Source organism: Limosilactobacillus urinaemulieris, from assembly GCF_014838745.1.
Classification (GTDB): Bacteria; Bacillota; Bacilli; order Lactobacillales; family Lactobacillaceae; genus Limosilactobacillus; species Limosilactobacillus urinaemulieris.
In genome coordinates this window covers 41,644-68,605 of sequence record NZ_JABUXR010000002.1, presented here as the reverse complement: position 1 = coordinate 68,605, position 26,962 = coordinate 41,644, and the positions used below count along the sequence as shown (strand labels likewise).

Annotated in this window: 33 protein-coding genes, 1 tRNA gene and 1 other annotated feature; of the genes, 31 read left to right on the top strand and 3 right to left on the bottom strand. The window is 38.5% G+C overall.

Annotated elements, in window-relative coordinates:
• Positions 1 to 45 precede the first annotated feature (45 nt).
• From HUK45_RS01255 to HUK45_RS01145, 23 genes are all read left to right on the top strand, one after another.
• Positions 46 to 549 carry a hypothetical protein gene (locus HUK45_RS01255; protein ID WP_191910733.1) on the top strand — a complete coding sequence of 168 codons (504 nt, stop codon included), beginning with the start codon at positions 46 to 48 and terminating at the stop codon, positions 547 to 549.
• 2 nt (positions 550 to 551) lie between these two features.
• Positions 552 to 728, top strand: coding sequence for a hypothetical protein (locus tag HUK45_RS01250; RefSeq protein ID WP_191910732.1), 177 nt, complete (start codon positions 552 to 554; stop codon positions 726 to 728).
• A 40-nt stretch (positions 729 to 768) separates the two neighbouring features.
• Positions 769 to 4,749, top strand: coding sequence for a tape measure protein (locus HUK45_RS01245; RefSeq protein WP_191910731.1), 3,981 nt, complete (start codon positions 769 to 771; stop codon positions 4,747 to 4,749).
• Positions 4,750 to 4,763: 14 nt separating this feature from the next.
• Complete coding sequence (locus HUK45_RS01240) at positions 4,764 to 5,618, top strand: phage tail domain-containing protein (protein WP_191910730.1); 855 nt, start codon at positions 4,764 to 4,766, stop codon at positions 5,616 to 5,618.
• Positions 5,615 to 7,357 carry a phage tail protein gene (locus HUK45_RS01235; RefSeq protein WP_191910729.1) on the top strand — a complete coding sequence of 581 codons (1,743 nt, stop codon included), beginning with the start codon at positions 5,615 to 5,617 and terminating at the stop codon, positions 7,355 to 7,357. Before HUK45_RS01240 ends, HUK45_RS01235 begins: the two co-directional genes overlap by 4 nt.
• Positions 7,335 to 8,390 carry a GH25 family lysozyme gene (locus HUK45_RS01230; RefSeq protein ID WP_191910728.1) on the top strand — a complete coding sequence of 352 codons (1,056 nt, stop codon included), beginning with the start codon at positions 7,335 to 7,337 and terminating at the stop codon, positions 8,388 to 8,390. Before HUK45_RS01235 ends, HUK45_RS01230 begins: the two co-directional genes overlap by 23 nt.
• Positions 8,374 to 8,649 carry a hypothetical protein gene (locus HUK45_RS01225; protein ID WP_191910727.1) on the top strand — a complete coding sequence of 92 codons (276 nt, stop codon included), beginning with the start codon at positions 8,374 to 8,376 and terminating at the stop codon, positions 8,647 to 8,649. The genes HUK45_RS01230 and HUK45_RS01225 overlap by 17 nt, the downstream gene beginning before the upstream one ends.
• 17 nt (positions 8,650 to 8,666) lie before the next feature.
• Positions 8,667 to 9,329: a hypothetical protein gene (locus HUK45_RS01220; RefSeq protein ID WP_191910726.1), complete on the top strand. Its 663-nt coding sequence runs from the start codon at positions 8,667 to 8,669 to the stop codon at positions 9,327 to 9,329.
• On the top strand, positions 9,292 to 10,146 hold the full coding sequence (locus tag HUK45_RS01215; RefSeq protein ID WP_235971923.1) for a hypothetical protein: 855 nt from the start codon (positions 9,292 to 9,294) through the stop codon (positions 10,144 to 10,146). The genes HUK45_RS01220 and HUK45_RS01215 overlap by 38 nt, the downstream gene beginning before the upstream one ends.
• Before the next feature lie 3 nt (positions 10,147 to 10,149).
• Positions 10,150 to 10,659 carry an Ig-like domain-containing protein gene (locus tag HUK45_RS01210; protein WP_191910724.1) on the top strand — a complete coding sequence of 170 codons (510 nt, stop codon included), beginning with the start codon at positions 10,150 to 10,152 and terminating at the stop codon, positions 10,657 to 10,659.
• A 6-nt stretch (positions 10,660 to 10,665) separates the two neighbouring features.
• A complete protein-coding gene (locus HUK45_RS01205) occupies positions 10,666 to 11,130 on the top strand; it encodes a fibronectin type III domain-containing protein (RefSeq protein ID WP_191910723.1) in 465 nt (154 codons plus the stop codon).
• A gap of 1 nt (position 11,131) precedes the next feature.
• Positions 11,132 to 11,716 (top strand): SGNH/GDSL hydrolase family protein, encoded by a 585-nt coding sequence (locus tag HUK45_RS01200; RefSeq protein WP_235971921.1) that lies wholly within the window; start codon positions 11,132 to 11,134, stop codon positions 11,714 to 11,716.
• A complete protein-coding gene (locus HUK45_RS01195; protein ID WP_191910721.1) occupies positions 11,717 to 12,178 on the top strand; it encodes a hypothetical protein in 462 nt (153 codons plus the stop codon).
• Between the two features lie 14 nt (positions 12,179 to 12,192).
• The gene (locus tag HUK45_RS01190; RefSeq protein WP_191910720.1) at positions 12,193 to 12,483 is read left to right on the top strand and encodes a hypothetical protein; all 291 of its coding nucleotides are present in this window, start codon (positions 12,193 to 12,195) and stop codon (positions 12,481 to 12,483) included.
• An 83-nt stretch (positions 12,484 to 12,566) separates the two neighbouring features.
• On the top strand, positions 12,567 to 12,704 hold the full coding sequence (locus HUK45_RS01185; protein WP_148444691.1) for an XkdX family protein: 138 nt from the start codon (positions 12,567 to 12,569) through the stop codon (positions 12,702 to 12,704).
• Between the two features lie 224 nt (positions 12,705 to 12,928).
• Positions 12,929 to 13,255: a hypothetical protein gene (locus tag HUK45_RS01180; RefSeq protein WP_191910719.1), complete on the top strand. Its 327-nt coding sequence runs from the start codon at positions 12,929 to 12,931 to the stop codon at positions 13,253 to 13,255.
• Positions 13,255 to 13,692 (top strand): phage holin, LLH family, encoded by a 438-nt coding sequence (locus HUK45_RS01175; protein ID WP_191910718.1) that lies wholly within the window; start codon positions 13,255 to 13,257, stop codon positions 13,690 to 13,692. The genes HUK45_RS01180 and HUK45_RS01175 overlap by 1 nt, the downstream gene beginning before the upstream one ends.
• A gap of 1 nt (position 13,693) precedes the next feature.
• Positions 13,694 to 14,806 carry a LysM peptidoglycan-binding domain-containing protein gene (locus tag HUK45_RS01170; protein WP_191910717.1) on the top strand — a complete coding sequence of 371 codons (1,113 nt, stop codon included), beginning with the start codon at positions 13,694 to 13,696 and terminating at the stop codon, positions 14,804 to 14,806.
• A 147-nt stretch (positions 14,807 to 14,953) separates the two neighbouring features.
• Positions 14,954 to 15,730: a hypothetical protein gene (locus HUK45_RS01165; protein ID WP_191910716.1), complete on the top strand. Its 777-nt coding sequence runs from the start codon at positions 14,954 to 14,956 to the stop codon at positions 15,728 to 15,730.
• 236 nt (positions 15,731 to 15,966) lie between these two features.
• Positions 15,967 to 16,464, top strand: coding sequence for a type II toxin-antitoxin system death-on-curing family toxin (locus tag HUK45_RS01160; RefSeq protein ID WP_235971910.1), 498 nt, complete (start codon positions 15,967 to 15,969; stop codon positions 16,462 to 16,464).
• A 55-nt stretch (positions 16,465 to 16,519) separates the two neighbouring features.
• On the top strand, positions 16,520 to 16,678 hold the full coding sequence (locus HUK45_RS01155; protein ID WP_191910715.1) for a hypothetical protein: 159 nt from the start codon (positions 16,520 to 16,522) through the stop codon (positions 16,676 to 16,678).
• Between the two features lie 497 nt (positions 16,679 to 17,175).
• Entirely contained in the window at positions 17,176 to 18,678 is a 1,503-nt protein-coding gene (gene gltX, locus HUK45_RS01150) for a glutamate--tRNA ligase (protein WP_191910714.1), read from the top strand.
• A gap of 164 nt (positions 18,679 to 18,842) precedes the next feature.
• A complete protein-coding gene (locus tag HUK45_RS01145; RefSeq protein WP_191910713.1) occupies positions 18,843 to 20,018 on the top strand; it encodes a pyridoxal phosphate-dependent aminotransferase in 1,176 nt (391 codons plus the stop codon).
• Between the two features lie 139 nt (positions 20,019 to 20,157).
• Here the strand turns inward: HUK45_RS01145 and HUK45_RS09675 are convergent, their stop codons facing one another.
• Positions 20,158 to 20,283, bottom strand: a complete 126-nt coding sequence (locus HUK45_RS09675) for a hypothetical protein (protein WP_003717313.1) — start codon at positions 20,281 to 20,283, stop codon at positions 20,158 to 20,160.
• Positions 20,284 to 20,494: 211 nt separating this feature from the next.
• Here HUK45_RS09675 and HUK45_RS01140 point away from each other — a divergent pair, with 211 nt between their 5' ends.
• Genes HUK45_RS01140 through HUK45_RS01130 form a run of 3 tightly spaced genes read left to right on the top strand, consistent with a single transcriptional unit; the run spans position 20,495 to position 22,893 of the window.
• Positions 20,495 to 21,382, top strand: a complete 888-nt coding sequence (locus HUK45_RS01140) for an exonuclease SbcC (RefSeq protein WP_191910712.1) — start codon at positions 20,495 to 20,497, stop codon at positions 21,380 to 21,382.
• Entirely contained in the window at positions 21,372 to 22,370 is a 999-nt protein-coding gene (locus HUK45_RS01135) for a hypothetical protein (RefSeq protein ID WP_413230816.1), read from the top strand. The genes HUK45_RS01140 and HUK45_RS01135 overlap by 11 nt, the downstream gene beginning before the upstream one ends.
• On the top strand, positions 22,363 to 22,893 hold the full coding sequence (locus HUK45_RS01130) for a dUTP diphosphatase (RefSeq protein WP_191910710.1): 531 nt from the start codon (positions 22,363 to 22,365) through the stop codon (positions 22,891 to 22,893). The genes HUK45_RS01135 and HUK45_RS01130 overlap by 8 nt, the downstream gene beginning before the upstream one ends.
• Before the next feature lie 56 nt (positions 22,894 to 22,949).
• On the opposite strand, the gene HUK45_RS01125 is transcribed toward HUK45_RS01130, so the two are convergent.
• Together HUK45_RS01125 and HUK45_RS01120 are read right to left on the bottom strand one after the other, a co-directional pair.
• Positions 22,950 to 23,093: a hypothetical protein gene (locus HUK45_RS01125; protein ID WP_191910709.1), complete on the bottom strand. Its 144-nt coding sequence runs from the start codon at positions 23,091 to 23,093 to the stop codon at positions 22,950 to 22,952.
• A gap of 465 nt (positions 23,094 to 23,558) precedes the next feature.
• Positions 23,559 to 23,632 (bottom strand) — tRNA-Arg (locus HUK45_RS01120).
• Positions 23,633 to 23,814: 182 nt separating this feature from the next.
• Here HUK45_RS01120 and HUK45_RS01115 point away from each other — a divergent pair.
• The 5 genes from HUK45_RS01115 to HUK45_RS01095 all read left to right on the top strand — a co-directional run bounded on the left by HUK45_RS01115 (position 23,815) and on the right by HUK45_RS01095 (position 26,960).
• Positions 23,815 to 24,462 carry a TetR/AcrR family transcriptional regulator gene (locus HUK45_RS01115; protein WP_191910708.1) on the top strand — a complete coding sequence of 216 codons (648 nt, stop codon included), beginning with the start codon at positions 23,815 to 23,817 and terminating at the stop codon, positions 24,460 to 24,462.
• 261 nt (positions 24,463 to 24,723) lie between these two features.
• Positions 24,724 to 24,793 (top strand) — a sequence feature (ribosomal protein L21 leader region).
• 15 nt (positions 24,794 to 24,808) lie between these two features.
• Positions 24,809 to 25,117, top strand: coding sequence for a 50S ribosomal protein L21 (gene rplU / locus HUK45_RS01110; RefSeq protein ID WP_003717320.1), 309 nt, complete (start codon positions 24,809 to 24,811; stop codon positions 25,115 to 25,117).
• 14 nt (positions 25,118 to 25,131) lie between these two features.
• Entirely contained in the window at positions 25,132 to 25,458 is a 327-nt protein-coding gene (locus HUK45_RS01105) for a ribosomal-processing cysteine protease Prp (RefSeq protein ID WP_191910707.1), read from the top strand.
• Positions 25,459 to 25,483: 25 nt separating this feature from the next.
• Positions 25,484 to 25,765: a 50S ribosomal protein L27 gene (gene rpmA / locus HUK45_RS01100; protein ID WP_191910706.1), complete on the top strand. Its 282-nt coding sequence runs from the start codon at positions 25,484 to 25,486 to the stop codon at positions 25,763 to 25,765.
• Between the two features lie 118 nt (positions 25,766 to 25,883).
• Complete coding sequence (locus tag HUK45_RS01095; protein WP_191910705.1) at positions 25,884 to 26,960, top strand: M24 family metallopeptidase; 1,077 nt, start codon at positions 25,884 to 25,886, stop codon at positions 26,958 to 26,960.
• The last annotated feature ends 2 nt before the right edge of the window (positions 26,961 to 26,962 follow it).

Sequence of the window (26,962 nt, the reverse complement as noted above, 5' to 3'; positions counted from 1 at the left end):
AATAGCTTAATAAGTTATATAATTAAGCTGTTGGGGGGGGTGACTATGGATAAGCGTGAAGCCAAAGCACTCTACAAAGAGTATAAGCAAAGCGATAACATTCCTTTTTTTGATATGTATTTTGATGATGAAAAAAAGCGGCTGTTTATTAAAGAGAGTCCGATTGCTGATTCGCAATTGATAAGTTATTCAGAAATTATGGACCATATGTGGTCTAAGGAAGAGAGTACGATTAATAAGGGGCACCCAATTTTGGGAGCCATTATTGGTAATATGATTGGTGGCTTCGGTACAGGATTTCTTGGCGCTTTAGCTGGTCAAAAAGCCCAGGGGAAAGAAGTCACTTACACTTTTAATTCCCACTTAACTTTGTTTGTTGATCGAGGTAACACGGTAGATTTAATTGAGCACTATCTATATCCGGGTTCCATAAAACAAGGTGGCCTGCTTGATAAAAGTTACCAAAAAATGATTGATTCCATTGATGAACGACTTTACCATCTTGAAGGACGGAAAACACCGGCTGAAGAATTAGAAGGGGATGCCTAATTGTGAAGACTTCTCTGGCACAGTTGAGAGCTTCTAAGAAGTGGCAACAAGAGCACCCTAATAAGCAGCGTAACTATCAGTATGGTAGTTACGCCCGGAAGTTTACTCGGGACGTTGCCAATCGGGAACAACTTCTACAATTACAAAAAATGATTAACGACCGTTTGAGTCAGCTGTAATAGCTGGCTTTTTATTTTGCTGGAAAGGAGGTGTAACAGTTTGAAAGTTCAAAATGAAATGGCTACCCGGATTTCCGTCGATACGATTTCGGCCATTACCTCCATGCGGGACTTTCGCAATGCTGTTAGTGCAGTAGCGAGCGGCTGGCGGGCCCAAGAACAGGTCTTAAAAAGCTCGGGGCAGTATTCAGAAGCAGTTAAGGCTCGAATTAGTGGTCTTAGCCAAGTGATGGATATTCAGCGGGCCAAGATTGCTGAATTGCGTTCGCAACAAGAAGGCTTAAACCAGGAGAATAGTAAGCAGAGAAGCCAGTGGCTAAACTTGGAAAAGCAAATCAGTCAGGCTAATAAACAGCTGGCTGGTTATGAATCACAATTAAATAAGGCCAAGGGTAATTCTAGCTATTACACTTCTGGGCTAGCTGAAATGCAACGGCAGTACCGCCTTACCTCGGAAGCCTCACGAGCATACGTTGATAGGTTACGAGCAGAAGGAAAAAGCAGGGAAGCCAATCAACATGAATTATCGGGATTAACAGATTCACTTAAATCCTTAGAAAAGCAGCAGGCTACGCAAAAGAAGCTCCTTAATGAAATTGAGCGTCAATCCGGTAAAACAAGTGAGGCTTACAAGAAGCAAGAAACACAGTTGAATCGGACTGGCGAAACAATTGCTAATACTAGAAATCGTGCAGAAGAACTTAAAATCGCCCTTGAACCACCTAAGGGAGTTAAATGGAAGTTTTTCCGCAATCAGATCCTAAATGTTGATAAGGCCGAAGAAAAGGCCCGTCAAACGACCCTTAATTTTGGCAGTGCCCTGAAAGCTAATCTGATGGGCGGCTGGATTCAACAAGGCTTTTCTTTTATTACCAGTCAGTTTCACAGCATTATTACTAATGGGATGGAAGCTGCCAAAGCTGGTGCCGCATTGGAAGCTCGCTGGAAGAATATTGGGGTATCTGATAATGGCATTAAAGAACTCTCTGCTCAAGTAACTGAATTGAAGACGAACACTAATCTGTCTGCGCAGGCTGTTAACGGTTTGCAAACCCGATTCTATGGGATGACTCATTCAGTTAGCCAAACAACAACGTTAACCAAAGGGGTCGCCAGTTTGGCAGATCAATTGAAGCTATCTGATCAACAGGCAAATGCCTTCGCTGGTGGCTTGTCGCGAATCGAGAGTTCAGGTAAAGTTACTAGTGCTTCCTTGGGTCGGCTAGAAAAACAGGCACCAGGATTAACTGCTGCCATGTCAAAGGCGTCAGGAATGTCACAACAAGCCTTTAAGGACTTAATATCGTCCGGCAAAATGACTACTGACCAATTTAATGACATCCTAGCCAAGGCTTCTAAGGACTACAGCAAGAACGCTAAAGCATTTGACCAGTCTGCCGGTGGATCTATGCACCGGTTACGCCAGGAATGGACCACTACACAGGCCAAACTTGCTAAGCCACTATTAAAAGTTTCAGCTACTGGATTGAATGAACTTAGCAATGCTTTGCAGAATAAAGATACTCAGCATGGCCTGCAAATGCTGGCTAAGTTAATGGCAAATGCAGCTGTGCAAGCTGCTAAGTTCATTGGTTTTATCGCTAAGCACCAGTCAGTGGTAAAAACATTTGGTGCTACAATTATAGGTGTTGGTGTTGCTTTTAAAACAATGCAAGATACCTTAATGGCGGTAGATATTGTTAAGGGATTTGCTAAGCTGCCATTGATTATTAAAAGTTTTAAAGCTCTGGGCTTGGCCGTGAAGTTTGCAACTGCTGGCTTCAACCCGTGGGTTATTGCAATTGAGGCGGTTGTGGTAGCAATTACCCTGTTGTATACCCATAGTAAGACCTTCAGGAAGATGTGTAGTGAAATGGGGAAGCTGGCGGTTAAGGCTGGTAAAACCATCGTCAAAGGATTTAAGGCGGTTGTTAACTGGTTCAAGAGTGATTGGAAACAAATTGCATTATTCTTGGTAAACCCAATTGCGGGTGGAATTGCCTTGCTGTATAAGCACAATAAGAAATTCCGGAGCTTTGTTAATGGACTTGGTAAAGTTGCTAAAACCGGCCTGAAAAAGGTCGGCCACTTCTTTAGCAGTTCATCGAAAAACATCCAAAAAACGTCTTCTCGAATGTGGAAGAGAATTACCAAAACGACCAAGACGGCTTGGCGGAACCAAATCCGTGAAAATCAACGGGGCCTTAAAGACGCCCGGAAAACTTGGAACACGATGAGCAGAAATGTTCAACGAACTTCCAAGAATATGTGGAATCGGGCCAGTCGGGATGCTCGTAATGGCTGGAACTACGTTGCCCGTTGGGGAAACCGCAGTTCTAAAGATGTCGCTAAGACTTGGGACTGGATGAATCGGCAGACAACCAAGGCGGCGCAGAGAATGTTTCAAAAGCATAAGCGGACATTCAAAGCTGGTTATAAAGTTATTGAAGATCAAACTAAGACTTGGAAAGATCTGACTAGTGGTCACTGGGATCGTTTATTCGACGACACCCAACGAACAGCTAATGATATGAATAAATTTCATCAACGTCTGTTCCGTGATATGTATAAGAAGTTAAACGATATGACCGGCGGACGGCTGGGCGATATGGTTAAAACTTGGCAGGACAAGATGAGTAGTATTGGTGATACGGTCGCCAATGCTAAGCAAGCCATTCATACCCATTTTGTTGATTTAGTCCGTGGTGTAATTAAACCATTTAACGATATGCTGGCTGACCTGCAAAAAGGGATTAACTGGGTGCTTGATAAGTTAGGGGCTTCCAAGATTGGCGGTTCCTGGCAAGTGCCAATGCCTAGTTATGCCACTGGTACGCAAGGTGCTCATCCTGGTGGATTTGCTAAGGTGAACGATGGCAAGACGGGCCATTATCGTGAACTTTACCGTTTGCCAAACGGTGCGGTAGGCATGTTCCCAGCGGTGCGTAACATGGTTGTTCCGTTGCCAAAAGGTACGTCGGTACTTGATGGCGAACGGAGCTACACTTTGATGCGGATGATGGGCAAAATCCCACACTATGCAACGGGTACTTTAGATGCTGTCGGTAATTTCTTTGGCGATCTGAAAGATGATGTGGAAAGTTTCATGGATAATATTGATAAATTCATGGATCACCCAGTAGAATTTTTAGAATCAGTTTTCAAAAAATTTGTCAAAGTTTCAACACCAATTAAATTTGCTAATGATTTAGTTCAGCATGTTCCAGTGTTCATTGCTCAGCAAGCTAAAAACTGGATTAAAAAGATGCTAGATGAATTTCAAGGACCCAATGGTGGGGCAGCGTCCGAAGGATTAATTCGGCGTGCAGCTGCAATGATGCATGTGCATCCTAGCGATGCCTTTATTCATGACTTGATGCAGGTTATTATTAACGAATCTGGGAACAGATCAGTTATGCAGCAGATCCATGATATGAACTCTGGTGGTAATGAAGCTGGAGGTATATTGCAATACACTCCTGGTACTTTCAATGCTTATGCAATGCCGGGACACCACAATCGAATGAACCCGCTAGATGAGTTATTGGCATTCTTTAATAACTCGGACTGGCAAAATTCGATTGGTTGGACAACTATCTGGGGTCACCGCAAAATGGAATGGTTACACTCAGGTCCACAAGGGTCAAGACGACTTAATTCTTTTGAAAATGGTGGTCTTATTAATAAGCATGGATTATACGAAGCTGGTGAGTATAATCGTCCTGAAATGATTGTCCCATTGGATATGTCGAAACGATCCAGAGCTTATCAACTACTGGGCGAGATTGTCGCTCGTTTCCATGCTGAAGAGCCAACTCGTAGTAATCAAGTTGATAATTCTGAAGATCACAGGGAATTACAAGAACTTAATGCTAAGTTTGATCAGTTATTAGGGAAGTTTGAACAATTGTTAGGATTAAGTAATGACCAAGTCTTAGCAATAAAATCTCAAGGAAGTTTTGATACTAAGCAATTTTATAAAAAGCAAGCGCGTGACGCTGCAATGAGATCATTTAGTTAGGGGATGAGCTAGTCATGGAACCATTTTTTAAAATGAAAATTGGTGATAGTGATGAATTCGACATTACTGATAAGGTTCCAGGTATAACATACTTGGGAGTTGATGATGCTAGTTCATCACCGCAATTCACTAATAATTATCAAGATCTATCTGGAAAGGATGGGTCTTTTTTTGTGGGTCAAACATTCGCTAAGCGCACGTTTAACGAACGATTCATATTGGCTTCCAGGAATTGGGAAGATTACCAATTAGCTAAACATGAAATATATAAATTGTTTGGACGAAGAGAATTGATTAGAGTACGAACTGACGTGAATAATGCCAAAGTTTATTTTGGCTATGTTAACCCATTTGATATTACGCCAATTCAATCAGGAGCTAATTATGCTAATTTAACAATTCCTTTTGATCTGCCTAAGCCGTATCGTTATTCACTATATCGTTCAGATTCCCCTTATACGTTTCAACAATCGGGGTGGCAATTTGGGATGAATTTGCCTAGTCACTCTGATTCAGTGAGTTATAAATTTACAACTAATAATTTTAAGGTTTATAACGCCAGTGATATTAAAGTTGATCCTTATTTTCAAAATCATGATTTAAAGATAATCATTAAGTTTAATGGAAATTCATTGAAGATTCACAATAAAACTACTAATACTACTTGGACCTATAACGAAAGCAGTGATGGTAAGCATGTGATTATTTGGGATGGTCAACTATTAACCACTTATCTTGATGGTGAACAAGTTAACGGTAAGACCGATTTCGGTTATATTAGTTTAGATCCTGAGTGGAATGATATTGAGTGTACTGGAGCTAACTCAATAGATATTACATTTAGTTTTCCATTTATCTATTTGATATGAGTTCACTTACAACTCCCTTGGTTATTTTGGAGATTAAGGATGGGTACTTTTATCCTCCAGTAAACCCTGGAAATGATAATATAGCAGTTCTCCAGTCTGCATTATCAGATTCAATTTATATCCAATGGGAAGTAAATAATACGTATCAAGCGCAATTTACTGCTTATGATGATGGCTCAGAAGCCTTTAATCTGCTAGAAGTTCAAAATATGGTAAAAATTGCTGATCAATGGTTTGTAATTAAACAGATTCAACCAGACTATTCAGGTGGGATTGCGACAGTGGATGTGAGCTTATCACATGTTTCAAATGAAATTTCGCGTATAAGGCATTACAGTAATAAGGATTCAGTTGATTGGGGAGACAATTCACATTATTCAGAAGATAATAGCAATTCCAATCAAACTGATTTACAGGTTACTTCAGATAGTAGTGATGATCAGACTGAGCAGGTGACACCACAGAATATCCTAGATTGTATTTTTAAAAACAACAGCTGGGGCGTGACGTATCAAGTAATTGGAGAATTTAACTCAGTTAATGTAGACGATCCATATGCTAGCGGTAGTGGAAAAGATCTCTTAGACCGAATCAGAGAAGCATGGCCAGATTGCGTAATTTACCCAGACAACTTAAATATCCGTGTTTATTCGCATGATGAGTTTTATAAAAATTATGGTAATCGGATTGATTATTTGCACGATACAGCAGAGATAACGTTATCTTATGATTCTACAAATATGAGTAATTGTGCCCGCCTAGTTGGCGCTACGTATGAGCAGGATACTACAGTCGATACCGGTTTACCCAATGGAAATGCTGGTAAAGGTGCTCAAGCAGTAATTGATGATGCCAAGAAATATGTTGGTGTTCCATATGTATGGGGTGGTGCAGGTGGTTCACGAGGTGGAAATCCATTTAGTGGAATGGATTGTTCTAGTTTCGTTTCACAAGTATATAAGGATTTTGGTATTAATGTACCAGCGTATACGGTGTCACTTGAGAGTTGTGGAAGCGATGTTGCTTCGCCACAAACTGGTGATATGGGATTCTATGGTTCTCATGGAGCAAGCTACCATGTAACTCTTGCTTTAAATTCAACCACGATGGAATATGAACCACAGCCTGGAGAATCGTGCAAGGTTACCCCAATTAGTTACTATCCGCCATCGTGGTGGGAACGTAATGATCAAATGGCGGCAGTAGTTGGGTCAGCTGGGGATGATAATGACGTTGACAATACAACAACTGATAGCAAAGAAATGTATTATTTTGCACCATTCTGGTATCAAAATCAGGAAAGTGTTAACCGATGGGGACAATTTGGTGCGGATGATATTACTTCTGATACTATTCAAAACAAGGATGATATGAAGAGGTATGCAGATACTCAGCTTAATCTCAACCCCGATTTAGAGATTGACGCAACTTTACAAGGTAATCAGAAGCCAATTCCTGGCGAATTAATCAGAGTTGAAGTTAAACCCAAGCATTTTGTAACTACTGTGGCCGTTGTTGGTTATCAATGGTATCCATATAGTGAAATCAGTCAGTCAACTGAAACGCTGAATTCTAATGGTAAAAATATTCTTGATTACGATAATGCCCAACTCAATAATGTTTCAGCTATTCAAGATAGTGTTCGTAAGATAATAACTTCTAATATGGAAACACAAAGTGGTCAAGAAACTTGGACTGAAAGTGAGGCTAAACAATATGCTGACACCCAACGTGATTGATATTTCTGAACAATGTTTAACCACAGATTTCAGTAAATTAAAGTCTGAAGGGATTAAATCAGTAATTATTCGTCTTGGTGTGGGGAATGTTCAGGATGAGCGGGCAGCTAAATTTATTATAGGTGCTAAAAATGCTGGATTAATTGTTCATGGCTACCACGAATACCAAGATGATGTTGAAAATCAGATTCAGTGGTCTATCCAGAATGCTCATAAACTTGGATTATCAAATAATGCTTATTATTTTCTGAAAGTAAAGAACAACAAAAATATAGAAGAGATTTTTCGCCCATTTTATCGAAACTGGAAGATGAATCGATGGAATGTTGGACTATATGCTCCGGCTACTGAATTTAAGAATATTAATTCTGCTGAATTTGAGAGAAATACTATTTATAAATGGACTGTAAAGGCTGATAATGATCAATTAAATCAAAAGATGGATTTGTTAAGTATTAATTCCCTAAATGGGCTAGGGAAAGATGTTGACGTTAGCGGTAAATTAATTCAGATAATTGACGCAAATGAGTCAGTAGAGACTAATCCCAATAAAGATTATCAAGTTAGTTCTGGTGCGTTTGTGGGCTTTGACTATTCAACTACTTCCGTTCAGGGTGGTAAATTTTTGGTAGCATCTCCAGACGGTATTAATAAAATTCCTAAATTAGGGCCTGATGGATCATTTATGTTTAACCGAGACGATGGTGAACGTATATTGAAATTAATAGGAGCTAAGATTGTTCCCAGAATTCGTATAGATAAGAATACTTTATTGAAGACACCAGCTGATTATTCAGATGGTGTTTTTTATGAAAAAGTATTTTTAGATAATTCTCGAATTAAAATTAATCAGGGGAAACTAGGGATATTAATTACCAAAGTAATCGTTAATGATAACCATTGTTATGCTAGACAACAATTAGAAATCGTCGATAGTAAAAGTCCAGTTACTTTATTAAGAAATGGTCAGGATGATGCTTGGAAAGATTGGAATTATTTGTTGGGAGATGAAGAGAATGCAGGAGCGGATTAAGTTACATACGACTGATTTGCCAATTACGCTTAGTCGAGAATTTTATGATGATTTAGTTGAGAACTTTAGGTTAATTGAACAAGCGTTGAATAATCTTAATAGTGAGGTTAATTCGCTGAACGGGCAATTTAATGATTTGAACAAAGATGATATCCGAACTGAATTAATCAATGATGCTGGAATCTCTGTTACTGATAATGACGGGGAAACCAGCATTATTGATATTAGTGATACGGATACTTCATCTGAAATTAGTTAGAAAAGGAGGGATTAATTTTGCCAGTTAAGGTAACACATAACAATAATGGTCATCATTACCGAATAGCGATTGATATTGCTAAAGAGGGGGCCGAAGTGTTTGACCTAACGCCTTACTTTAAAGGGCGGGTCGGTGATAATAACTTTGGTCTGCAAATTGTCTGGTATTACCAAGGACAGCTATTAGATGTTTCTGGTATGAAGCCTTTTATTCAAGGGAATGTTGGTCACTATTCATTTGATGATCAGAAGAACCTGCAAATGGCACCTGACGCTGGAACGGTTTCATCAACAGGCGATCCAAAGGATTGTCAAGCCAATGGTCAAGCACTATATCGTTTTCCTGAGCAGATGTTTCCTAAAGAAGGAATTTTCAAGGGCTTTATTGGTTTACTTGATGATTCTGATGATGGCGGTCATACACATTTAACGGGAGTTAATATTTGGTTCCGGGTTCTGGGCGGCGTTGCTCAAATGGGACGAGCTTGTGACTTCTATATTAGTGAGCTGGATATTGCGTTGACTAACGCTAAAGAGAGGCTCCGTCAAGAAGGCATTGAACGAGAACAAGAATTTGAAAAGATTCTGGCTGATTTGCAAACTAAGCAAACAACCATTTCAAAGGAGTTAGATAGGCTTGGCGATGATACTAAGCAACAATTTCTTGGAATGGTTAGCTAAGTATAAGCAATCCTTACAAGATGCTCTTAATGCGGTTGATGATCCTAAAGAGGGATTGATGACGAAGTATTCTTCGCTGCTAACGATGGCGAAGCAGATTCAGGAAATTCTCAAACAAGCCCAATTCCACGACCGGCCATTCAACTTCGCCACTGTTAATGCAATGCAGAAGTACACGGCATTAATGGACGGTGACCTTGCAATTACGCATGGTTGGGATAACTACGACGATGGTCACGGGGCTTACTGGAATATCCGAGTCAAACACAAGGACGAAATGCCGGATGATCAGAACGTTATTAGCATTAATACTGACATGGGCTTAGTTGCGGAACGGAACTCATCTTTATTGAGTGCGGACAGCCTGGAAGACTTCCTGTACGGCTACACTATTGAGATTAAGCATAATCAAGGCAATTATCCAATTCCACGGGTCTTTTACTACGAGGATGCGATCGGAACCGAAACTAATGGTTTAGGCAGTGCTTCTCACGGCTTAGGTGAGGTCAATGTCAAATACATTCCTGCAAGAGCGGAATATAAGGATCAGGACACCATTCAAGTTAAAATTCCTCGTAACTTTTACTTAAAAGCTTCACCCAATTATAATCATGGGGCTTGGTATCTAGGAGACGAGAATCGCACGATTAAAGTTGATCTTGGCTTTGTTGACGATGAAAAAGCTAAGGCAACGAACGGACAAGGCAGTAGCTACCTGTCACCGAACACGGGTTACTTCTCAAAGCTAACCAGTCCGACGGACTTACGATCTGTCTACATTGATGAACACACGCAACGATTACTATGGAGGGATTAGTTAATGAAATATTATATCTATCAAGGTGTCGGAACTGACGGCGATCTGAAGAAAATTGCTGAAGTGACCGATAAGAAAGAATACACTGTTACTGGTTTAACAGCCAATTCAACTTACCGCTTCGCTGTTAGTTCCTACAACGGCTTACGAGAAAGCGCTAAGTCTAACGTGATCACGGTCAAGACAAGTGCTATTCCGGTTCAAAGTATTACCTTAGCAATTGATAAGACAGCACTTGAAGTTGGTGGAACCGCTAAGGTTACCGTTACAATTACGCCAGCTAATGAAACTGACGGTGCAGCAGTATTGACCTCATCAAACCCACAAGTGGCAACGATTGATGGTGCGGGAAACGTCAAAGCAATTGCTCCGGGGACAGCTACGATCACCGCAAAGATTGGTGAAAAGGTTTCTAACGTGATTAGTTTGACGGTTTATGAAGCGTTGGTTAACGTGACCAACTTAGCGGCAACTAACGTAACACCAAATTCACTTGATTTGAGTTGGGACTGATGATGAATGCAATATCGAATCAGAAATGGCGATCAACTTATCGCTACGGTAAGTAATAAGCAGTATCAAGTAACGGGATTAACTCCTAACACCACTTATAACCTGTCAGTGGCGTCCTTTAATGGCTTCCGTGAGAGTCAAAGGGCAAGTCTGACGGTTAAAACTCGGGGAATTCGAGTTATTATTCCGGAAGCACTAAAAACGGGGAATGAGATAACACTGATTTATCAAGAATATTCATTAGGGTCGGTACCGTTAGGCAGTGAGCCAATTGGACTTGGTGGCGGTGATAAGGTAACTGTTCCGGCAAGGGTAATTGAAACTGCAAACAATCAAAGTACGGTTGAGATAACAAGTACCTTTAATCGCATATCCGATCAACAAATGATGAAGCGACAAACCGATGGGACATGTGTTTTGGCGGAAAGATACAAAAGTCTTTACTATAAAGCAGGTGATAGTAGTGATTAAAATGATGGCATTAGGCGATTCCATTTTTGCGGGCTGGGACGGAACAAAGAGAGTCGCAGACTATCGTCGAATACCGGAAGTTATCGGCAAGATAAACGGCTGGTACGTCAACAATCAAGCAAGTACCGGGACAACGTTTCAGGACTTTTCATTAATGACTACTAAACTGGATTGGTCTGAGTGCTCATTGCTCTTAATAAACTATGGAGTTAATGACTGGATGTTTGGAAGCTCTGTTGATGAAGTGCGGTCTCAGTTAAGATCGGGGATTTCAAATGTTCGGCAAGCAAATTCGGATATAAGGATCTTTGTGATGTGTCCGACACTTGACTTAAGAAAAGGAAGGGGCACAACGCTTGATACGCCTAATCAATGCGGACTTACACAAGACCAGTTAAACGATGCTATTATTGCAATCTGTCAAGAAAACAGGATTGACTATCACGACTGGCGTAAACAACCAGTAATCACAAAAGACAACTCCTTTTGGGCATTGGGCGATAGTTTTACAGGGGTCCACCCTACAGCAGCAACTTCACTTAAAATTGGCAAGATACTAGCAAATGAAATGAATGGAGGAATTTAAATGGCAGGCTTAATCACAATTCCTAATCGTGATATGAACGGGATTGAAGATCTTAATAACAATTTTTCATACCTTGAAACAATGGCTAAACAAGCAATTGCGGAGGGTGGAAGTAAAGGTGAGTTTCACAATTGGAGTAAAGATGGGATCGTGATGCACAACGGCTTTACTCTATCGCATGATAGCGGGTATCGTTATTGGAAGCTTCCCACAGGGCAAAAGTTGGTTGAAATTATTATTCACTCAACTTTGACTAGCGATAATTTTCATGGTGGAGAGTGGTTCACGTTACCAGACTTTATTCAACCAGAGTCTAGCCAGCTGCACGAATCACTAGTAAACACTTATTACGTTATGCAAGGAGCGGCGGCTAATACGATAAACGTAAATTCTACCGCTACAACTCCTTTTGATCATGGTAGCTGGGATTACACACTTCACACAATGTACTTTAGCAATTAAAGGAGGGATAAATAATGAAGGCAATTTATTATGCAGATACAACAACTATCTTTTTCAAGGGAAGCAACGTTGTTGCGGATGATTATACATTAAAAGCTAACGAGACCTTTGAAGATCCGTCAGGTAAGAAAGAACCAGCTAAGCTGGTAAACGGTTCATGGGTAGATGCAACCGCTGAAGAGCATCAGCAATATATTAAAGATCAGGTCAAAACCGATAATGCTACTCAGCAACCAAGTGGAGTCAATCAAGCAATGAATAAACTTGGTCTACAGGTTGCATCGTTAACAGCTGAAAATAAGTAATTAAAGCAGTCCATTAATCAGTTGGGCTTGCAGTTGGCACAGTTAACCATGAAAGATAAGAAAGAAAATGGAGGTAACTAATTATGGATTGGATGGAATTTGTTAAAACGATGTTTAGCCTAGGTAATGTAGTAACAGGGTATGTTAATGTGGTAATCACGCCCGAACAGTACAAGCAAATTACTGGTAAGGATTACGTGGCACCAGCTACGGTTGCTTAGATAGTAAATTAGATAGCTAGATATAGCTGATATATAGCTAACATATAGTCGCCGAAGAAATACACAATACATAAATAAGCCTCGCTGTTAATACAACGGGGCTTTTGTTATGGGCGGCTATAAAAAGAAAAAGGCGAGTGTCACATGGCACTCGCATATTGTGTAATCTTTATCTGCAGATCATTATATCATAAATTAATTTTAAGGATTTGGGGGGTGAGTAAATGCATAGTATTGCGGGGTATTCGTGGGACGAGCTGTTGGCAATCGTAACTATTTTTTCAATCGTTGGTGGATTCTTAATTTGGTTGCTTAACCTAGCAATTAAAAACGGAACTGAAAAGCTGTCAAACGTAGTTCAAGATTTAATCGTTAAAATTGATAATCTAAGTCACACAATGGATTCAATTAAATCAACAGCAAATCGGACAGCCGATCGGGTTGATTTGCTAGAAGAGCGGTTTGAGGAACACATCGGTGAAGCAAAGGTGCGGAATCAAAGAATCAAAGCACTGGAGCATGAAGTCTTTGAAAGAGGGAAAGATAAATAATGAATGAGATTATTAATGCAATTCCGGAATATGTAATTACAGCGGTTGTTTCGACCGCTATTTTTTATCTCATGAATGCAGGGAAGAACTTACTACACAGCAAGGTTCAACATGCCAAAACAGCACAATCAAAAGAATTGTGGGGATTCATTGAACAGGTTGCTAACACGGCAGTCAATTCTTTAATAAGTAAGAATCTAACCGGTGACGCTAAGTTTGCACAAGCAACGGCAATTGTTCAAGATACATTGAACAAGCAGGGCTTTACTAATGTTGATGTTAAGGCAATTGAATCAGCCGTTCAATCAGCTTATGAAAAATCACCATTAACGCCTACCACAGATCCAGCAAAAGAGCCGGACAAGTTGGGACAAAAAGAACCTAATTCTGTCCCAGATGGTAAGAAAAAGGCAATCGATCCAAAGGAGGTCGCATAAAATGGCAGTTCGTAATCCGTTTATTGATGTATCAAGTTACCAACCAGATACGGTAGCATTTTTTCAGGCAGCTAAGAACCAAGGAGCACAAGGAGTCGTTGTAAAGCTAACTGAAGGCAGTGAAGATGGCTCTAATTACATTAACCCACGAGCAGCAGCACAAATTCGCAATGCTTTAGCAGTGGGCTTACGGGTAGCTTGTTATCACTTTGCTCGCTATACTTCAATTCCAGATGCACAAAATGAAGCTCGATTCTTTGTTAAGGTTGCTCGTCAGTTTGGCATGTATGACGATACGCTGATGATTGATGATGCAGAAGTTAATTCAGCCAGTGACTATCAAGGGGCTACCTTAGCCTTTCTTCAAGAAGTAGAAGCACTTGGTTATAAGAGCACCGGTGTCTACTCAATGCGGAGCTTCTTTACTGGTGGAATCTTAAATAGTCATGGCTTTGGTAACCGGAAGAAGTGGGTTGCTGGCTATGGAGTTACTTCACTCGGAATTGATAATGCGAATGCTTGGCAATATACCGATCACGGTATTATGGGGATTGACACCAGCCTTGATTTTGATGGTGCCTTTACCAATGGAGAAGCAAGCGGTAGCGTACCAAGTACCCCAGTACCAGCACCGCAACCGGCAGAACATGTTGGTAAACCAGCTACTGGGACATATATTGTGCAAACAGGCGATACCCTAAGTGGAATCGCCGAAAAGTACAATACAACTTGGCAAAATTTAGCAGCAATTAACAGTTTGGGTAATCCTAATCTACTTCAAGTGGGTCAAGTATTGAAAGTGACGGGTAATGCATCACCACAGAATACTTATTACGTTCAAGCGGGCGATACGTTAAGTGGAATTGCTAGCAAGTTTGGTACAACCGTCTCTGGTTTAGTAAGTCTCAACCACATTGCTAATCCTAACGTGATTTATGTTGGTCAAAAGATTATTCTTGGTGGTACTGGTCAATCTAACGCCTATACCGTTCAAAGCGGCGATACCTTATCTGGAATTGCTTCAGCTCACGGGACAACTTGGCAAGCATTAGCAAGTAAGAATCACATCGCTAACCCGAACATGATTTTTGTTGGTCAAACAATTCAATTATAGAAAAATTAAGCCAATCGGTTCTTATGGACTGGTTGGCTTTTTTGTCGTATAATTTAGTTATCATATAAATCACTAGAGTTGGTCACGGAAAAGTCTAACTCTTTTTTTATTATAATAATTATTGATTTATATGATGGAGTGATTTATATGAAAAAGTTTGGTAGACCGGTGGGAATCATTTTGGCTACTGCTTATCTTGGAATGGTATTGGGGCTTGAATATGTTAGAGTCCTAGATTGGAAATCATTGCTTATTTTATTTGCCATGTTTGTAGTTTGGGCTTTGATAGTATTTGCAAACATAGCAACATTTTTTGAAAATCGAACTTTTAAATTTCTTGGATTTGAAATTGGAGCTAAAGAAACTGTTGTATCACCTTCTAATAATAAATCTAATTCATTAAATGATTTGAAAATTGAAATAAATAATCTTAAAGAAGCTAATAAAAAAATCAACGATAAAATTGAAGAAGTGAATAAGCGCATTACTAAATCACATCCGCCTGTACCTAAGATGAATTTTGATGAAATGTTAGGTACTATTCTTTTCGTTAGTGGAATAGGTACAGGTAATACTGACTATAACGATATGGAAGCAGACGGTAGTACATTTAACGACTTTTGTGAACAAATAGCATTAGCAAAAGGACACAATGTTGAAATTGAAAAATCAGTAAATTATAAAAAGATGCTAAACATATATCTTAACGCTATTGAAAGTCACTTAATGGCTCAGTTGGTCTTAATGTATGATAGAAAAGCAAACTCATTTGAAGATACTATTCAAGGAACATTTAAACAATATCCTTATAGTAAAGAAACACTTTTAGCAGTTAGAGATGACTTTATTGATAGTTATGGCAAAAAGTCGCAATGTACTTTACTTTTTGACGAAATAATTAATAAGCTTGATAAAATGTATTAAAAAACTAGTCCTAGTGGTAGTTGCACAATCTGCAATGACCACTAGGAATTTTTGTCGTATAATTATTGTTTGAGGTATGTATTATGAATGATAAAAAACTTTATGGATATTTGGTTGTTACAAATATTTGTAGAAAACAGATTTACGAATATAAGAAACTTTTTGCTAAGTCAATAAATTTAAACCAAGTTGATAAAAGAAGATGAAAACTATCTTTTAGAAAATATAATCAACAATTGTATAAGCTTTCTTTTTATTTTGATAATGTTCTTGAGGGATACTGGTATATCATTCCAAAAGAACATCCTAAACTAAATATTGATATACTCTCTTATATAAACGAAGAATCAGAGAAGTTATTAAAAGAAGAGTGGTTTTATGGCGTTAAGGATAATGACGGATTATCTTCATTACTTGGTCAAGTTGATAATAGTTTCTTTGGTGTAACTCCATACCCTACGATTCTGTACAAGGCAGCTTATTTTTGGTATACAATATCAACAAAGCAGATGTTTAATAATGGAAACAAGAGAACAGCTTTATTAACTGCATTATTATATTTGAAATTAAATGGCTATTCATTTGATATTCTTAATGAAGTTGCGTTGTATAATATATCTATTGATGTTGCAAATAAAAAAATATCATTTAACCAACTCTACCAATATATATTAAGACATTCTTATATTGATTTTGGCTTTTCAAGAAAGATACTTTCAGGTAAAAATTCTTGATAGTTAGTAATAAATATAGTAGTATACACTTATTAATTTGAAAGGAGCTGATATAATGAATCAAAATCTAAAAGGACAATTCGTTAAGGTTCCTAGTAAAAAAATAAACAAGATTGTAAATAAAACTGTCGATATTAATCCTAAATCAACCATGAATGAATTATTAGAAAACCCTAAATTAGTAAAAACCTTGCAAAAGTTATCATTAGTTTAAAATAAAAAATCCATCAACTAAAAGGTGATGGAGCAGAAAGATTATATACTTGTACGTTAATTTAAGTATATAGTCTTTTTTTGTTTCCGTAAAGCGAACAGCAGTTTATGCTATACTGATTACAAGTTAAGTTTGAGTGGGACAAAATAACCCGGCACTTCTTATGAGGTGTCGGGTGTCTTTAAATGCAACAATTTTGCAACAAATTTTGCAACATTTATGAACTTCTATGGTTTTTAAAAAACTTTCTTCTCCTATTATAGTAGCCGTAGAAACTTATATAATAGGAACCAAAATTGGCTTCACATACATGGAACAATATTAATAATTTTAACGCCATAATAAAATAGCAAATAATGGGGGACTGAGTACTAGTGCTTGCGGTCCCTCATTATCTGTGCTTGAATGAAATTGACAAATAGCAACATTCCGATACAATTAAACATGTTGCAGTCACGAATTTGTTCGTGAAACAGATATAAAGGAGAATCGCAAACATGGATGACAAGAAGGTCAGAGTTCGCTACGCACCTAGTCCAACAGGTTTCTTACATATTGGTAATGCGCAGTCAGCCCTTTTTAATTATTTATTTGCTCGTCACTTTAATGGAACAATGGTATTACGGATTGAAGATACTGATACCAAGCGAAATGTTAAGGACGGGGAAGAAAGTCAACGGGAGAACTTGCATTGGTTAGGAATTGATTGGGATGAGGGTCCTAACAAGCCTAATCCAAAGTATGCTCCATACCGTCAAAGTGAACGGAATAAGCAAGGAATTTACCACAAGTATATTCAAGAATTGCTTGACAAAGGGTTAGCCTACAAGGATTACTCAACTGAAGAAGAACTAGCCGAAATGCGGGAACGTCAACGGGCTAATAACGAAGCACCACATTACGATGGTCGTTGGTATGGCAAGAGCGAAGAAGAGCAAAAGGCTGCCGAAGCTAAGGGGTTAAAGCCAACTATTCGTTTCCACTTCCCAAAGAACCATGACTATGAATGGGATGATATTGCTCGGGGTCATGTTTCCTTTAACTCTGATAATCTTGGTGGTGACTTCATCATTGAAAAGAGTGATGGGATGCCTACTTACAATTTTGCGGTTGTTGTTGATGACCATACGATGGACATTACTCACGTATTACGTGGTGCTGATCATATTTCAAATACACCAAAGCAAATTGCAATTTATGAAGCACTAGGTTGGGATCACCCAACTTTCTGCCACATTCCATTGATCTTTAACCCAAAGACCCGGAAGAAGTTAAGTAAGCGTGATAAGGATACTTTGCAATTCATTAGTGAATACAAAAAGCATGGTTACCTTCACGAAGCAATCTTTAACTTTATTGCATTCTTAGGTTGGTCACCAGTTGGCGAACGGGAAATTTACTCGAAGGATGAATTAATTAAGGTTTACGATCCAAACCGGATGTCAAAAGCTCCAGCTTACTTCGATCAAAAGAAGCTTGATTGGATGAATGCTCAATACATTAAGAGCATGTCCGTTGACGAATTGACCGATCGGACCATGGAATTGGTAAAAGAAGGCGAAACTGAAGAAGCTAAGCGCCTTCAATCAATTCCAGAAGATCAGTTAAAGAACTTGATTATGAAGACAATCCATGTTCACCAACGTGATGTTAATAAGTTACTTGAAGTGATTGAATATGTTTGGTCCTATTACAACGTTCTTGATGAAAACTTCAATTACGATCTAATTAAGGACAATGAAGACTTCGCTAATGATGATGTTTTAGCTGTCTTAATCGGCTTAAAAGAAAAACTTGAAAACGGTGCGGATGACTACAGTCAAGCTATTAAGGAAGTTGGTAAAGCTACTGGCATTAAGGGACGTGGCTTATACTTCCCACTTAATTTAGCATTTACTGGGTCAACTTCTGCTCCACAAATTTACGAGATTATGGATATCTATTCTCGTGATACAGATATTGAATTGCTTGACCGGATGATCAAGGCACTTCAAGCTTAATTTTAAGATATGAATTATGGAAGAAGTTATGAGTAAGCCTAAGATTGGCTGTACCATAGCTTCTTCTATTTTATTTTTAAAATTTAGCCAAGAAGCTTGACCATTACTGAACAAAAGACGTAATCTAGTAATTAACGATAAAACCAAAAACGAGGTTGTTAAAAATGGTTGAGATGAAGCAATACATGCGGAAATCACTAAATGATGTTCCTAAACTAAAGATTTTTGAATTTAGTAATTATGCCTCACAATTTGACAATGTGATTAAATTTACAATTGGCGAGCCAGATTTTAATACGCCAGAATATATTAAAGATGCAGCAATTAAAAGTATTAAGAATAACCGGACTCACTACGCACCGCAACGGGGGACTGCAGGTCTGCTAAAGGCTGTTTCGGATTTCTTAGCTCAAAATTACGATTTGCATTATAATCCCCAAACCGAGATTTTAATTACTAATGGGGTAACTGAGGGAGTCTATTCGGCAATTACTGCAATCACTAATCCCGGTGATGTTATTTTAGTTCCCACACCAACCTTTTCAATCTATAGTCCTGATGCAGTAATTGCTGGCGGGACGGCTGTTGAGGTTGATACTTCAAAAACAGATTTTAAATTAACTCCCGAATTACTGAAGTCCTATTTAGACAAATATGGTGAACGGGTTAAAGGAGTTGTTTTTGTTAATCCATCAAACCCCACTGGAATAGCTTATACCCAAGAGGAACTTAATGCCCTTGCTAAATTGATTAAGGGGAAACCGATCTTTGCGATTAGTGATGAAATTTATAGTGAACTAATCTATGATGGTGGATATGCTTCGATGGCACGGGCACTCCCCGAACAGACAATTTTAACAAATGGCCTTTCTAAATCGTACGCAATGACTGGTTGGCGGATTGGCTATCTTTGTGCACCAGAAGCAATTACTAATGAAATTTTTAAGGTTCATTCGTTTGTAATGACGGACGTTGCGACCTTTACTCAAGACGCTGCTGAAGCGGCCTTAAAGGGTGGAACAACAGCAACTAAAGAAATGGACGAAAAATACATTCAACGGCGTGATTATATGAAGAAACGGTTGACAGCGATGGGGTTTGACTGCAGTCGACCAATGGGAGCGTTCTATATTTTCGCCAAAATTCCTGACTTCTTAGAACAAGATGACACTAAGCTGATTTATGATCTTGTTAAGAACGCGCGGGTTGCAATTACAGCGGGTTCGTACTTTGGTAAAGGCGGCGATGGCTACTTACGGTTTAGCTATGCAACTAGTATGGATCAGATTAAAGAGGGAATGGATCGTTTAGAGAAATACATTAATAAAGTACGCCAGTAATATTTAATAAAAAACGACTCATGGTATCTGATGTTTCTCAAATACCATGAGTCGTTTTAGGATCTTTTTTATAGTTAAAAGAATTCAAGAGGCTTTAGAGTAAGCCCCTTGAATAAAGAGTGAATTGCTTCAAAAAAAGTTAATCGCTCAGCTTCTTGGCGTCAGCATCAATCTTTGCAAAACCAGAACCATCTGGCTTCTTGTTGCTACGCTTTTCCATGGCTTTACGTGCCATTTCCTTACGTTCTTGCTTACTAAGTGCCATCTAACTTCGCCTCTTTCCGAAACGCTTCAACAATATAGATATATTACACAAATGTAATATATCTATATTGTAATTATAACCAATTTTATTTTAAAATCAACGATCGCTGGTTAAATGTAAAGAAACTCTTCAATAATTTATGAAGTTCTTTAAATCTTGCAACAAGTCGATTAAGATAAAAACTAGTTATTAAAGTGAGGAGCGGTGCATAATGGCAATTTCAGGACACGAACAGGCTGCTCATGACGTAAGTGGAATTATTAATCAGCGGATTGCTGAAAAGGTTTCCTTCCTGCGCCAAGTGGATGAAGCAGTAAAAGATCACCATGATAAAAAAATCTATCAGTTATTGGATAATCAACGTTATGCTAAGGAGATCGAACATCGGGAGCAACAACCTAACAATCAAAGCGTAATGAGCTTAGTTGATGATATTACTAATTACTTAAGTAACTTCTTAAGTATTAAATTGATTGATTATTTGGGGAAGCAGTATCCATTCTTTTATTATGAGGAATATGAGACCGGTCATTACCGGATCTATTTTGGTAATTGGTGGGATCGCCGTGAATTTGGTGAATTGGACGTTCTCAATGTTCGCTTCCTGTTTAATAATGATGAATACGATAAGTTGAAGAAGACATTTGAATTGTCCCGTGATAATAAGCGGTACAATAGCGACAAGATTGATAAAATCTCTGCTGAAAATGATCGACTGCAAGATTTAATTGATCACCAGCGTGAACGTGAAGAACAGCGGACTAAGTTACAAGAACAACTAAAGGATGTTAGCTCGCGTTCAGGAATTTGGGAAAGTACTAAGAATAAGGAAAGTCGACAAAGCCTTGTTGATGCTCTTCAAAAGTTAGAAGACGAAGAAGAAGAATCACGAACAGCTACGCAAACAATCAAGGATAACGAGCAGGTAGTTCTGTCACTTTCAAAAGAAAATACAATTTTGAGCTATGAACAAAAAAGTATTTTAGATACGTTCGGTTCTTTTGAAGACTTTGAATTAGCTAACCGCAATTTATACGCTAATTACATTAAGAGCTTATCTGATGACCAAGAAAAGCAGGTGACAGATGATGAACAATAATCAAATGTTGAATCAACCATCTGAACAGTTAAATGCCTTGGCCCATTCTTTTGAGCATGGCCTGGAAATTGGTCAACATTACGTCAAATTATTAACTAAACTAGCTCAAACTGAAGACGCTCATGATCTTTTTGCTGCAACAAACGATTTAGTAAATTTAGATTTAGAAGACGCGTTTGTTAAGTTTCCTCAACACTATCAGGCTGCAGATTATTATTTGCTATTAATGGGACGATTGTTGGAAATGCACTCCAATACAGAACTCAAAATTACTGAAGATCCAACAAGCCACCGTTTTTATGCAACGATTTCTGCGTTAGGTGAAAAGGTCCTCTTTCATTTTATTAAGGATGCGGAAGAAAATGCCGTTTTTACGGATGTCAATGATAATGAACCAATTTTTTCTCTAAACCTCAAGCATCAAATGTTACGGTTTAATAATAAAGCACTAGTGAACTACTTTATCATTAATGGGTTAAAAAAGTATTCGGATCTTGACTTACGTTCGGCAATCAAACCGTTATTACTTTTTGCCCAGGCGCTTCACGACGATTTGAATTTTGTAATTGATCGGGGAATCCTTGATACAAGTAACCAGCAGCATTATGACTTAGCTCAGCTTGAACTATCATTAACCGTAATTGATCGATTGTTCGTTGCTACGGCAGAAACTGATTACATGCTATTTAATTTACCAAAGAATAATGGTGCTGAATTACGGCTTGAACGTCAGGTTAATCTTGATCTTTCGTTTGACCCTGATGATTACAGTCAACAATGGTTTTTCTCTGTTCAAGATCCTGACGCCCAAGTTTCACTTTTTGACTTGCTACTTCATTACCAATTAATTCGTGATTGGTACTTGAATAATCGTGATGAATTAGCGGTCAAGTCAGATCCGTTAATTTTTGCCGATGATGAGCAAGTTGAACAGGATGAGCCGACAACTGATGAGTCAGTTCTTGAGGATGATGAGAAAAATGATTAATTGGACAACATTACTACATCAAGTAATTGATTTAGAACTCGATGTGGACGAAGCAAGGGAGCTGACGATTGGTCCAGAAACGCGCAAGCAAACAATCTTTGTTGCATTAGATGTAGAACTAGCAAAGCTTGCGAATAGTAATGGCTGGTTTAAAGTTCTTGATCAATCTAAGGAAGATCCCCAGGAGTCACTTGAGCACTACTTGCAATCACTTGAATTATTGTTACTATTCAGTGCAAAGCAGCAGTGGACACATTTGGTTGTTATGGATCAAAAACAATGGGATTTAATTCAACGAACTAAACCAACAACGAAACTTGCCGATCTTAATAAGCAATACTTAGCAATTAAGCACTTTCTTAACGATGCTTACTACAATCACCGTCAGGAAAGTTTTCGTCATGCTTGGCATCTCCTAATAAAGTGGGGGGGGCTGGTTGATTTAAGATTTAGTGGCGAAGAAATTACTACTAAGTATAAAGAATTGATTGAGCAGCAACGAACCCATTGGATAAAAAATTAAAGCAAAAAAAGAGGACTGACATTTGCCAGTCCTCTTTTTTGTTGAATCGAAAACGATCATGCTTTCCGACTATTATAACTGTTACGAGAAGCAACATGTTTACCAGCTGCTTGATCATCATTATTGGTTTTGTTACCAAACATAATTTGACCAACAACTGAACCAATTAAAATTATTATAATAACAAAGAATGGTAACATGATAAATCACCTCAAAAAGCATTCTCTATTTTTTATTATTAGACTTTTTCATTATTTTGCAATTAATAACTAATAAACTGACATAATCTTTATTAAATGTTTAAAATATTATCAATTTTAGAAGATTTAATATGAAAGGTCTAACTCTCATTGACGCTGTATTTCTTTAGTTATCGAGAGATTATTATTAAATTATTGAAGATTACTTATTTTTGAGAATATTATTTGTTTAATCCGTAATTAATTGGGAAGATAGCTAATAGATTGATAAATTAATCATATATTGAAAAATATTTCAGGCAATCCGGTGTTATTATTTTAAGCCAGCCAATTTACTCACATAGATGATATTTAGTATAAAAAAATAGCACTTCCTATTTTGAAGGAAATGCTATTTTTCTATTTACTTAGAAGTATTCCTAAAGTTCAACTGGCTCATAAATACTGATATATCAGCATTTGAAATGAAACGAGAGGGACTTGAACCCTCAACCCTCGGTTTAGAAGACCGATGCTCTATCCAGTTGAGCTACCGTTTCAGACAAATTATAGTATATAATTTTACGTCCGTAATTGTCAATGCAGCTTGAAAATATATTGCATTTTTTATAGAATGATTACTTTGATTGTTTGACTGAACCGCTTTCGAAACCTATACTTTAAATTAGTAGAAGTACGAAAGCGAGGGGAACTTAAGCTGAAATCGAAGGGATGATGATTTATGGCAGGTAATAAGACAGATCCACGTGTAGTGAAGACACGTAATAGTCTTCGTAAAGCACTAGTTTATCTAATGCAAAGAGAAAAATTAGAAGACATCAGCGTTCAAAAAATTACTGAAACCGCCAACATCACCCGGGGAACTTTCTATCTTCACTATAAAGATAAGAAGGACTTCATCAGATCCGCGATTAACGAGATCCTTGATGAATTCTTTGATCAAGTGATGGTAGAGAGTGAGGACCTTAGTTTTTCTAAAGGGCAAACGGTGCAGGTGTTCTCACTCCAGAAGGCGTTTCAGTACATTGAAAGTGAAGCTGATATTTTTGATGTATTACTGAACAACGAACGAAATGACTTCTTCTATGAACAACTTTATGATCGGTTATCTGAACAGCTATCAAGGTTTTACACAGTGATGGCTGAAGCAGATGAGCAACCAAAAGTTCCCTTGAATTTGCAGATCTCCTTCATTGATTCAGCACTTCTTGGGATAATAAGTCATTGGCTAAAAGACGGTATGATTTATACATCACGATACATGACTCAAAGCGTGGGGAAGATGCTCGATCAGTTAGATTCTAACAATATCCTTTTGCTTGACTTCTTTAGTCATGAAGCTGAGCCAGCATTACAGGATATTCAATGAATCTTAGTTTAGGGAGGGAGTGAGACAGAACTAGCTTGTCTAGTTCGTCTTCCCACCCCCCGCGTAAGGATGGCTAGGTTGGTCAAATGCTGATAAATCAGCATTTGAACTGCCAGCCAGTTACTGCGCTGTTGCAGTATTACCTTTAAAACAGTGAAGAGGTCGGGTTATTTCCCGGCCTCTCCCTTTTTGAACTCTATCAAAGTTGTAGTTGACTAATTAGTTGATTTTTGATATTATGCAACTGTTGTATTTGTGACCCAACAACTACAACCGCACGCTGCCAAGTTTAAAGCATTTGCTGCTTGGTTCGGCGAGTCTTAGAATTAAGGAGGTGCACAAATTTATGTACGCAATTATCGTAACTGGCGGTAAGCAATACAAGGTAGAAGAAGGTTCATCCATCTACGTTGAAAAGCTTGATGCTAAGGAAGGCGACAAGGTTACTTTTGATCAAGTAGTCTTTGTTGGTGGCGACAGCACTAAGATTGGTACTCCATTAGTTGATGGTGCATCAGTTGAAGCTACTGTTGATAAGCAAGGTAAGGAAAAGAAGGTTGTTACCTTCAAGTACAAGCCTAAGAAGCACACCCACACTAAGCAAGGTCACCGTCAACCATACACTAAGGTTACTGTTAACAAGATCAATGCTTAATGCGGAGGTAGATAATGATTCGGGTAACTTTTAATTTGAATTCGGATCACCTAATTACCGCTTTTCAGATGACAGGGCATGCCGATGCTGGTCCTTATGGTCAAGACATTGTTTGTGCAGCTGTATCTGCTTTATCAATATCTACTATTAATGGTTTGGAGCAAGTTGCTAAAACTAAGCCGAATATTGATAGTGATGATGATAATGGTGGCTTTTTCGATGTTACTGATATTAGTTTGGTTCATGATGCGCAAGTTATTATGCAGACATTCTTTAATGGAATGAATGATATTGCAGAAAGCTATCCTCAAAACATTGAAATAAAAATGTTTAAAAATTAAAAATATTTGCTGGAGGTGAACAATTATGATTATGAATTTGCAATTCTTCTCTCACCACAAGGGGGGCGGTTCCACTGCCAACGGTCGGAACTCAGCTGGTCGTCGTCTTGGTACCAAGGCTGTTGATGGTTCAATCGTTACAGCTGGTTCAATCATTTACCGTCAACGTGGTACTCACATTAACCCTGGTGAAAACGTTGGCCGTGGTGGTGACGATACCCTTTACGCTAAGGTTGCTGGTCGAGTTAAGTTTGAACGTCTTGGCCGTGACAAGCGGAAGGTTTCTGTTTACCCAGTTGCCGAATAATAATATAAGGGACCGTGCCTTTAATGGTTCGGTCCTTTTTATTTTTAAATTTACCCCTCGTCATTAATTATCAAAATTACCTATAATAGAATTAAATCAAAAATGGGGGAATCAGCTAATGTCAAGAATCAGTAAATTACAAAAGAAGTTCGAACAATTATACATTGATGCCTTTTTGGTAACTGACCAAAGAAATATTTATTATCTAACAGGGTTTAACCTTCTTCAAGGGGATGGATGCTTACTAGTAACGCCGCAGAATGCCATTATTATTACTGATGAACGGTACCAGTTAGCTTTAGAAGAATTTGAGTCTGATGAGGTTGTTGCAACGATTAGTCGGGATTATTATGGTGCCGTTAATAAAATTTGTGAGGGCCTCGACTTAAGGGTTCTTGGCTACGAAGACACTATTCCGTATTATCTTTTTGATGTTCTTGATGAACTGATGACGTCTGATATCGTTCCCTTTCACCATTTGATAGAAAAAATGCGGTTAGTTAAGGATAGTACCGAGATTAGTAAGCTTCGTGCTGCCGCTGAATTACAATCAGCGGGCTATGACTACGTTCTCTCGATTGTTCATCCAGGGATAACAGAACGTGAATTAGCAATTAAACTTGATTATTGGATGAAAATGCAAGGTGCTTCAGGACCATCTTTTCCAACAATTGTTGCTAGTGGAGTTAATTCCGCAAAACCACATGCGACTGCTTCAAGTAAACCGATTGCTGACGGGGATGTTGTGACATTAGATTTTGGTTACTATCTTGATGGCTACACCGCGGATATGACAAGGACCTTTGCTGTTGGCTCAATTGATCCTGAACTCCGTGATGTTTATAAGATTGTAAATGAGGCTCGCCAGTTGGTGATTGATCATGCTAAGGTTGGTACTCATGGTAATGAACTGGATGCATACGGTCGTGCATTAATCGAAGAAGCTGGTTACGGTGATGAATTTAATCACGGAATGGGACATGGCATTGGTTTAGCTGTCCATGAGTTGCCGGCAACATATGCGCCAGGAACAACAAGGGTTAAACTAAAAAATAATGAAGTGATTACGGTTGAACCAGGGATCTACATTCCCCAAATTGGTGGTGTTCGAATTGAAGATGATATTATTGTGACTCATGGTGATGCAGAAGTAATCACGACTGCACCAACAGAATTGATTATTGTTGGGGACTAGCA

What these genes read in the sequence shown, in the direction of transcription:
- HUK45_RS01255 (WP_191910733.1), top strand. Translation starts at nt 46, where the DNA reads ATGGATAAGCGTGAAGCCAAAGCACTCTACAAAGAGTATAAGCAAAGC.
- HUK45_RS01240 (WP_191910730.1), top strand. Translation starts at nt 4,764, where the DNA reads ATGGAACCATTTTTTAAAATGAAAATTGGTGATAGTGATGAATTCGAC.
- HUK45_RS01235 (WP_191910729.1), top strand. Translation starts at nt 5,615, where the DNA reads ATGAGTTCACTTACAACTCCCTTGGTTATTTTGGAGATTAAGGATGGG.
- HUK45_RS01230 (WP_191910728.1), top strand. Translation starts at nt 7,335, where the DNA reads ATGCTGACACCCAACGTGATTGATATTTCTGAACAATGTTTAACCACA.
- HUK45_RS01225 (WP_191910727.1), top strand. Translation starts at nt 8,374, where the DNA reads ATGCAGGAGCGGATTAAGTTACATACGACTGATTTGCCAATTACGCTT.
- HUK45_RS01215 (WP_235971923.1), top strand. Translation starts at nt 9,292, where the DNA reads ATGATACTAAGCAACAATTTCTTGGAATGGTTAGCTAAGTATAAGCAA.
- HUK45_RS01210 (WP_191910724.1), top strand. Translation starts at nt 10,150, where the DNA reads ATGAAATATTATATCTATCAAGGTGTCGGAACTGACGGCGATCTGAAG.
- HUK45_RS01205 (WP_191910723.1), top strand. Translation starts at nt 10,666, where the DNA reads ATGCAATATCGAATCAGAAATGGCGATCAACTTATCGCTACGGTAAGT.
- HUK45_RS01200 (WP_235971921.1), top strand. Translation starts at nt 11,132, where the DNA reads ATGATGGCATTAGGCGATTCCATTTTTGCGGGCTGGGACGGAACAAAG.
- HUK45_RS01195 (WP_191910721.1), top strand. Translation starts at nt 11,717, where the DNA reads ATGGCAGGCTTAATCACAATTCCTAATCGTGATATGAACGGGATTGAA.
- HUK45_RS01190 (WP_191910720.1), top strand. Translation starts at nt 12,193, where the DNA reads ATGAAGGCAATTTATTATGCAGATACAACAACTATCTTTTTCAAGGGA.
- HUK45_RS01185 (WP_148444691.1), top strand. Translation starts at nt 12,567, where the DNA reads ATGGATTGGATGGAATTTGTTAAAACGATGTTTAGCCTAGGTAATGTA.
- HUK45_RS01180 (WP_191910719.1), top strand. Translation starts at nt 12,929, where the DNA reads ATGCATAGTATTGCGGGGTATTCGTGGGACGAGCTGTTGGCAATCGTA.
- HUK45_RS01175 (WP_191910718.1), top strand. Translation starts at nt 13,255, where the DNA reads ATGAATGAGATTATTAATGCAATTCCGGAATATGTAATTACAGCGGTT.
- HUK45_RS01170 (WP_191910717.1), top strand. Translation starts at nt 13,694, where the DNA reads ATGGCAGTTCGTAATCCGTTTATTGATGTATCAAGTTACCAACCAGAT.
- HUK45_RS01165 (WP_191910716.1), top strand. Translation starts at nt 14,954, where the DNA reads ATGAAAAAGTTTGGTAGACCGGTGGGAATCATTTTGGCTACTGCTTAT.
- HUK45_RS01155 (WP_191910715.1), top strand. Translation starts at nt 16,520, where the DNA reads ATGAATCAAAATCTAAAAGGACAATTCGTTAAGGTTCCTAGTAAAAAA.
- gltX (WP_191910714.1), top strand. Translation starts at nt 17,176, where the DNA reads ATGGATGACAAGAAGGTCAGAGTTCGCTACGCACCTAGTCCAACAGGT.
- HUK45_RS01145 (WP_191910713.1), top strand. Translation starts at nt 18,843, where the DNA reads ATGGTTGAGATGAAGCAATACATGCGGAAATCACTAAATGATGTTCCT.
- HUK45_RS09675 (WP_003717313.1), bottom strand. Translation starts at nt 20,283, where the DNA reads ATGGCACTTAGTAAGCAAGAACGTAAGGAAATGGCACGTAAAGCCATG.
- HUK45_RS01140 (WP_191910712.1), top strand. Translation starts at nt 20,495, where the DNA reads ATGGCAATTTCAGGACACGAACAGGCTGCTCATGACGTAAGTGGAATT.
- HUK45_RS01135 (WP_413230816.1), top strand. Translation starts at nt 21,372, where the DNA reads ATGAACAATAATCAAATGTTGAATCAACCATCTGAACAGTTAAATGCC.
- HUK45_RS01130 (WP_191910710.1), top strand. Translation starts at nt 22,363, where the DNA reads ATGATTAATTGGACAACATTACTACATCAAGTAATTGATTTAGAACTC.
- HUK45_RS01125 (WP_191910709.1), bottom strand. Translation starts at nt 23,093, where the DNA reads ATGTTACCATTCTTTGTTATTATAATAATTTTAATTGGTTCAGTTGTT.
- HUK45_RS01115 (WP_191910708.1), top strand. Translation starts at nt 23,815, where the DNA reads ATGGCAGGTAATAAGACAGATCCACGTGTAGTGAAGACACGTAATAGT.
- rplU (WP_003717320.1), top strand. Translation starts at nt 24,809, where the DNA reads ATGTACGCAATTATCGTAACTGGCGGTAAGCAATACAAGGTAGAAGAA.
- HUK45_RS01105 (WP_191910707.1), top strand. Translation starts at nt 25,132, where the DNA reads ATGATTCGGGTAACTTTTAATTTGAATTCGGATCACCTAATTACCGCT.
- rpmA (WP_191910706.1), top strand. Translation starts at nt 25,484, where the DNA reads ATGATTATGAATTTGCAATTCTTCTCTCACCACAAGGGGGGCGGTTCC.
- HUK45_RS01095 (WP_191910705.1), top strand. Translation starts at nt 25,884, where the DNA reads ATGTCAAGAATCAGTAAATTACAAAAGAAGTTCGAACAATTATACATT.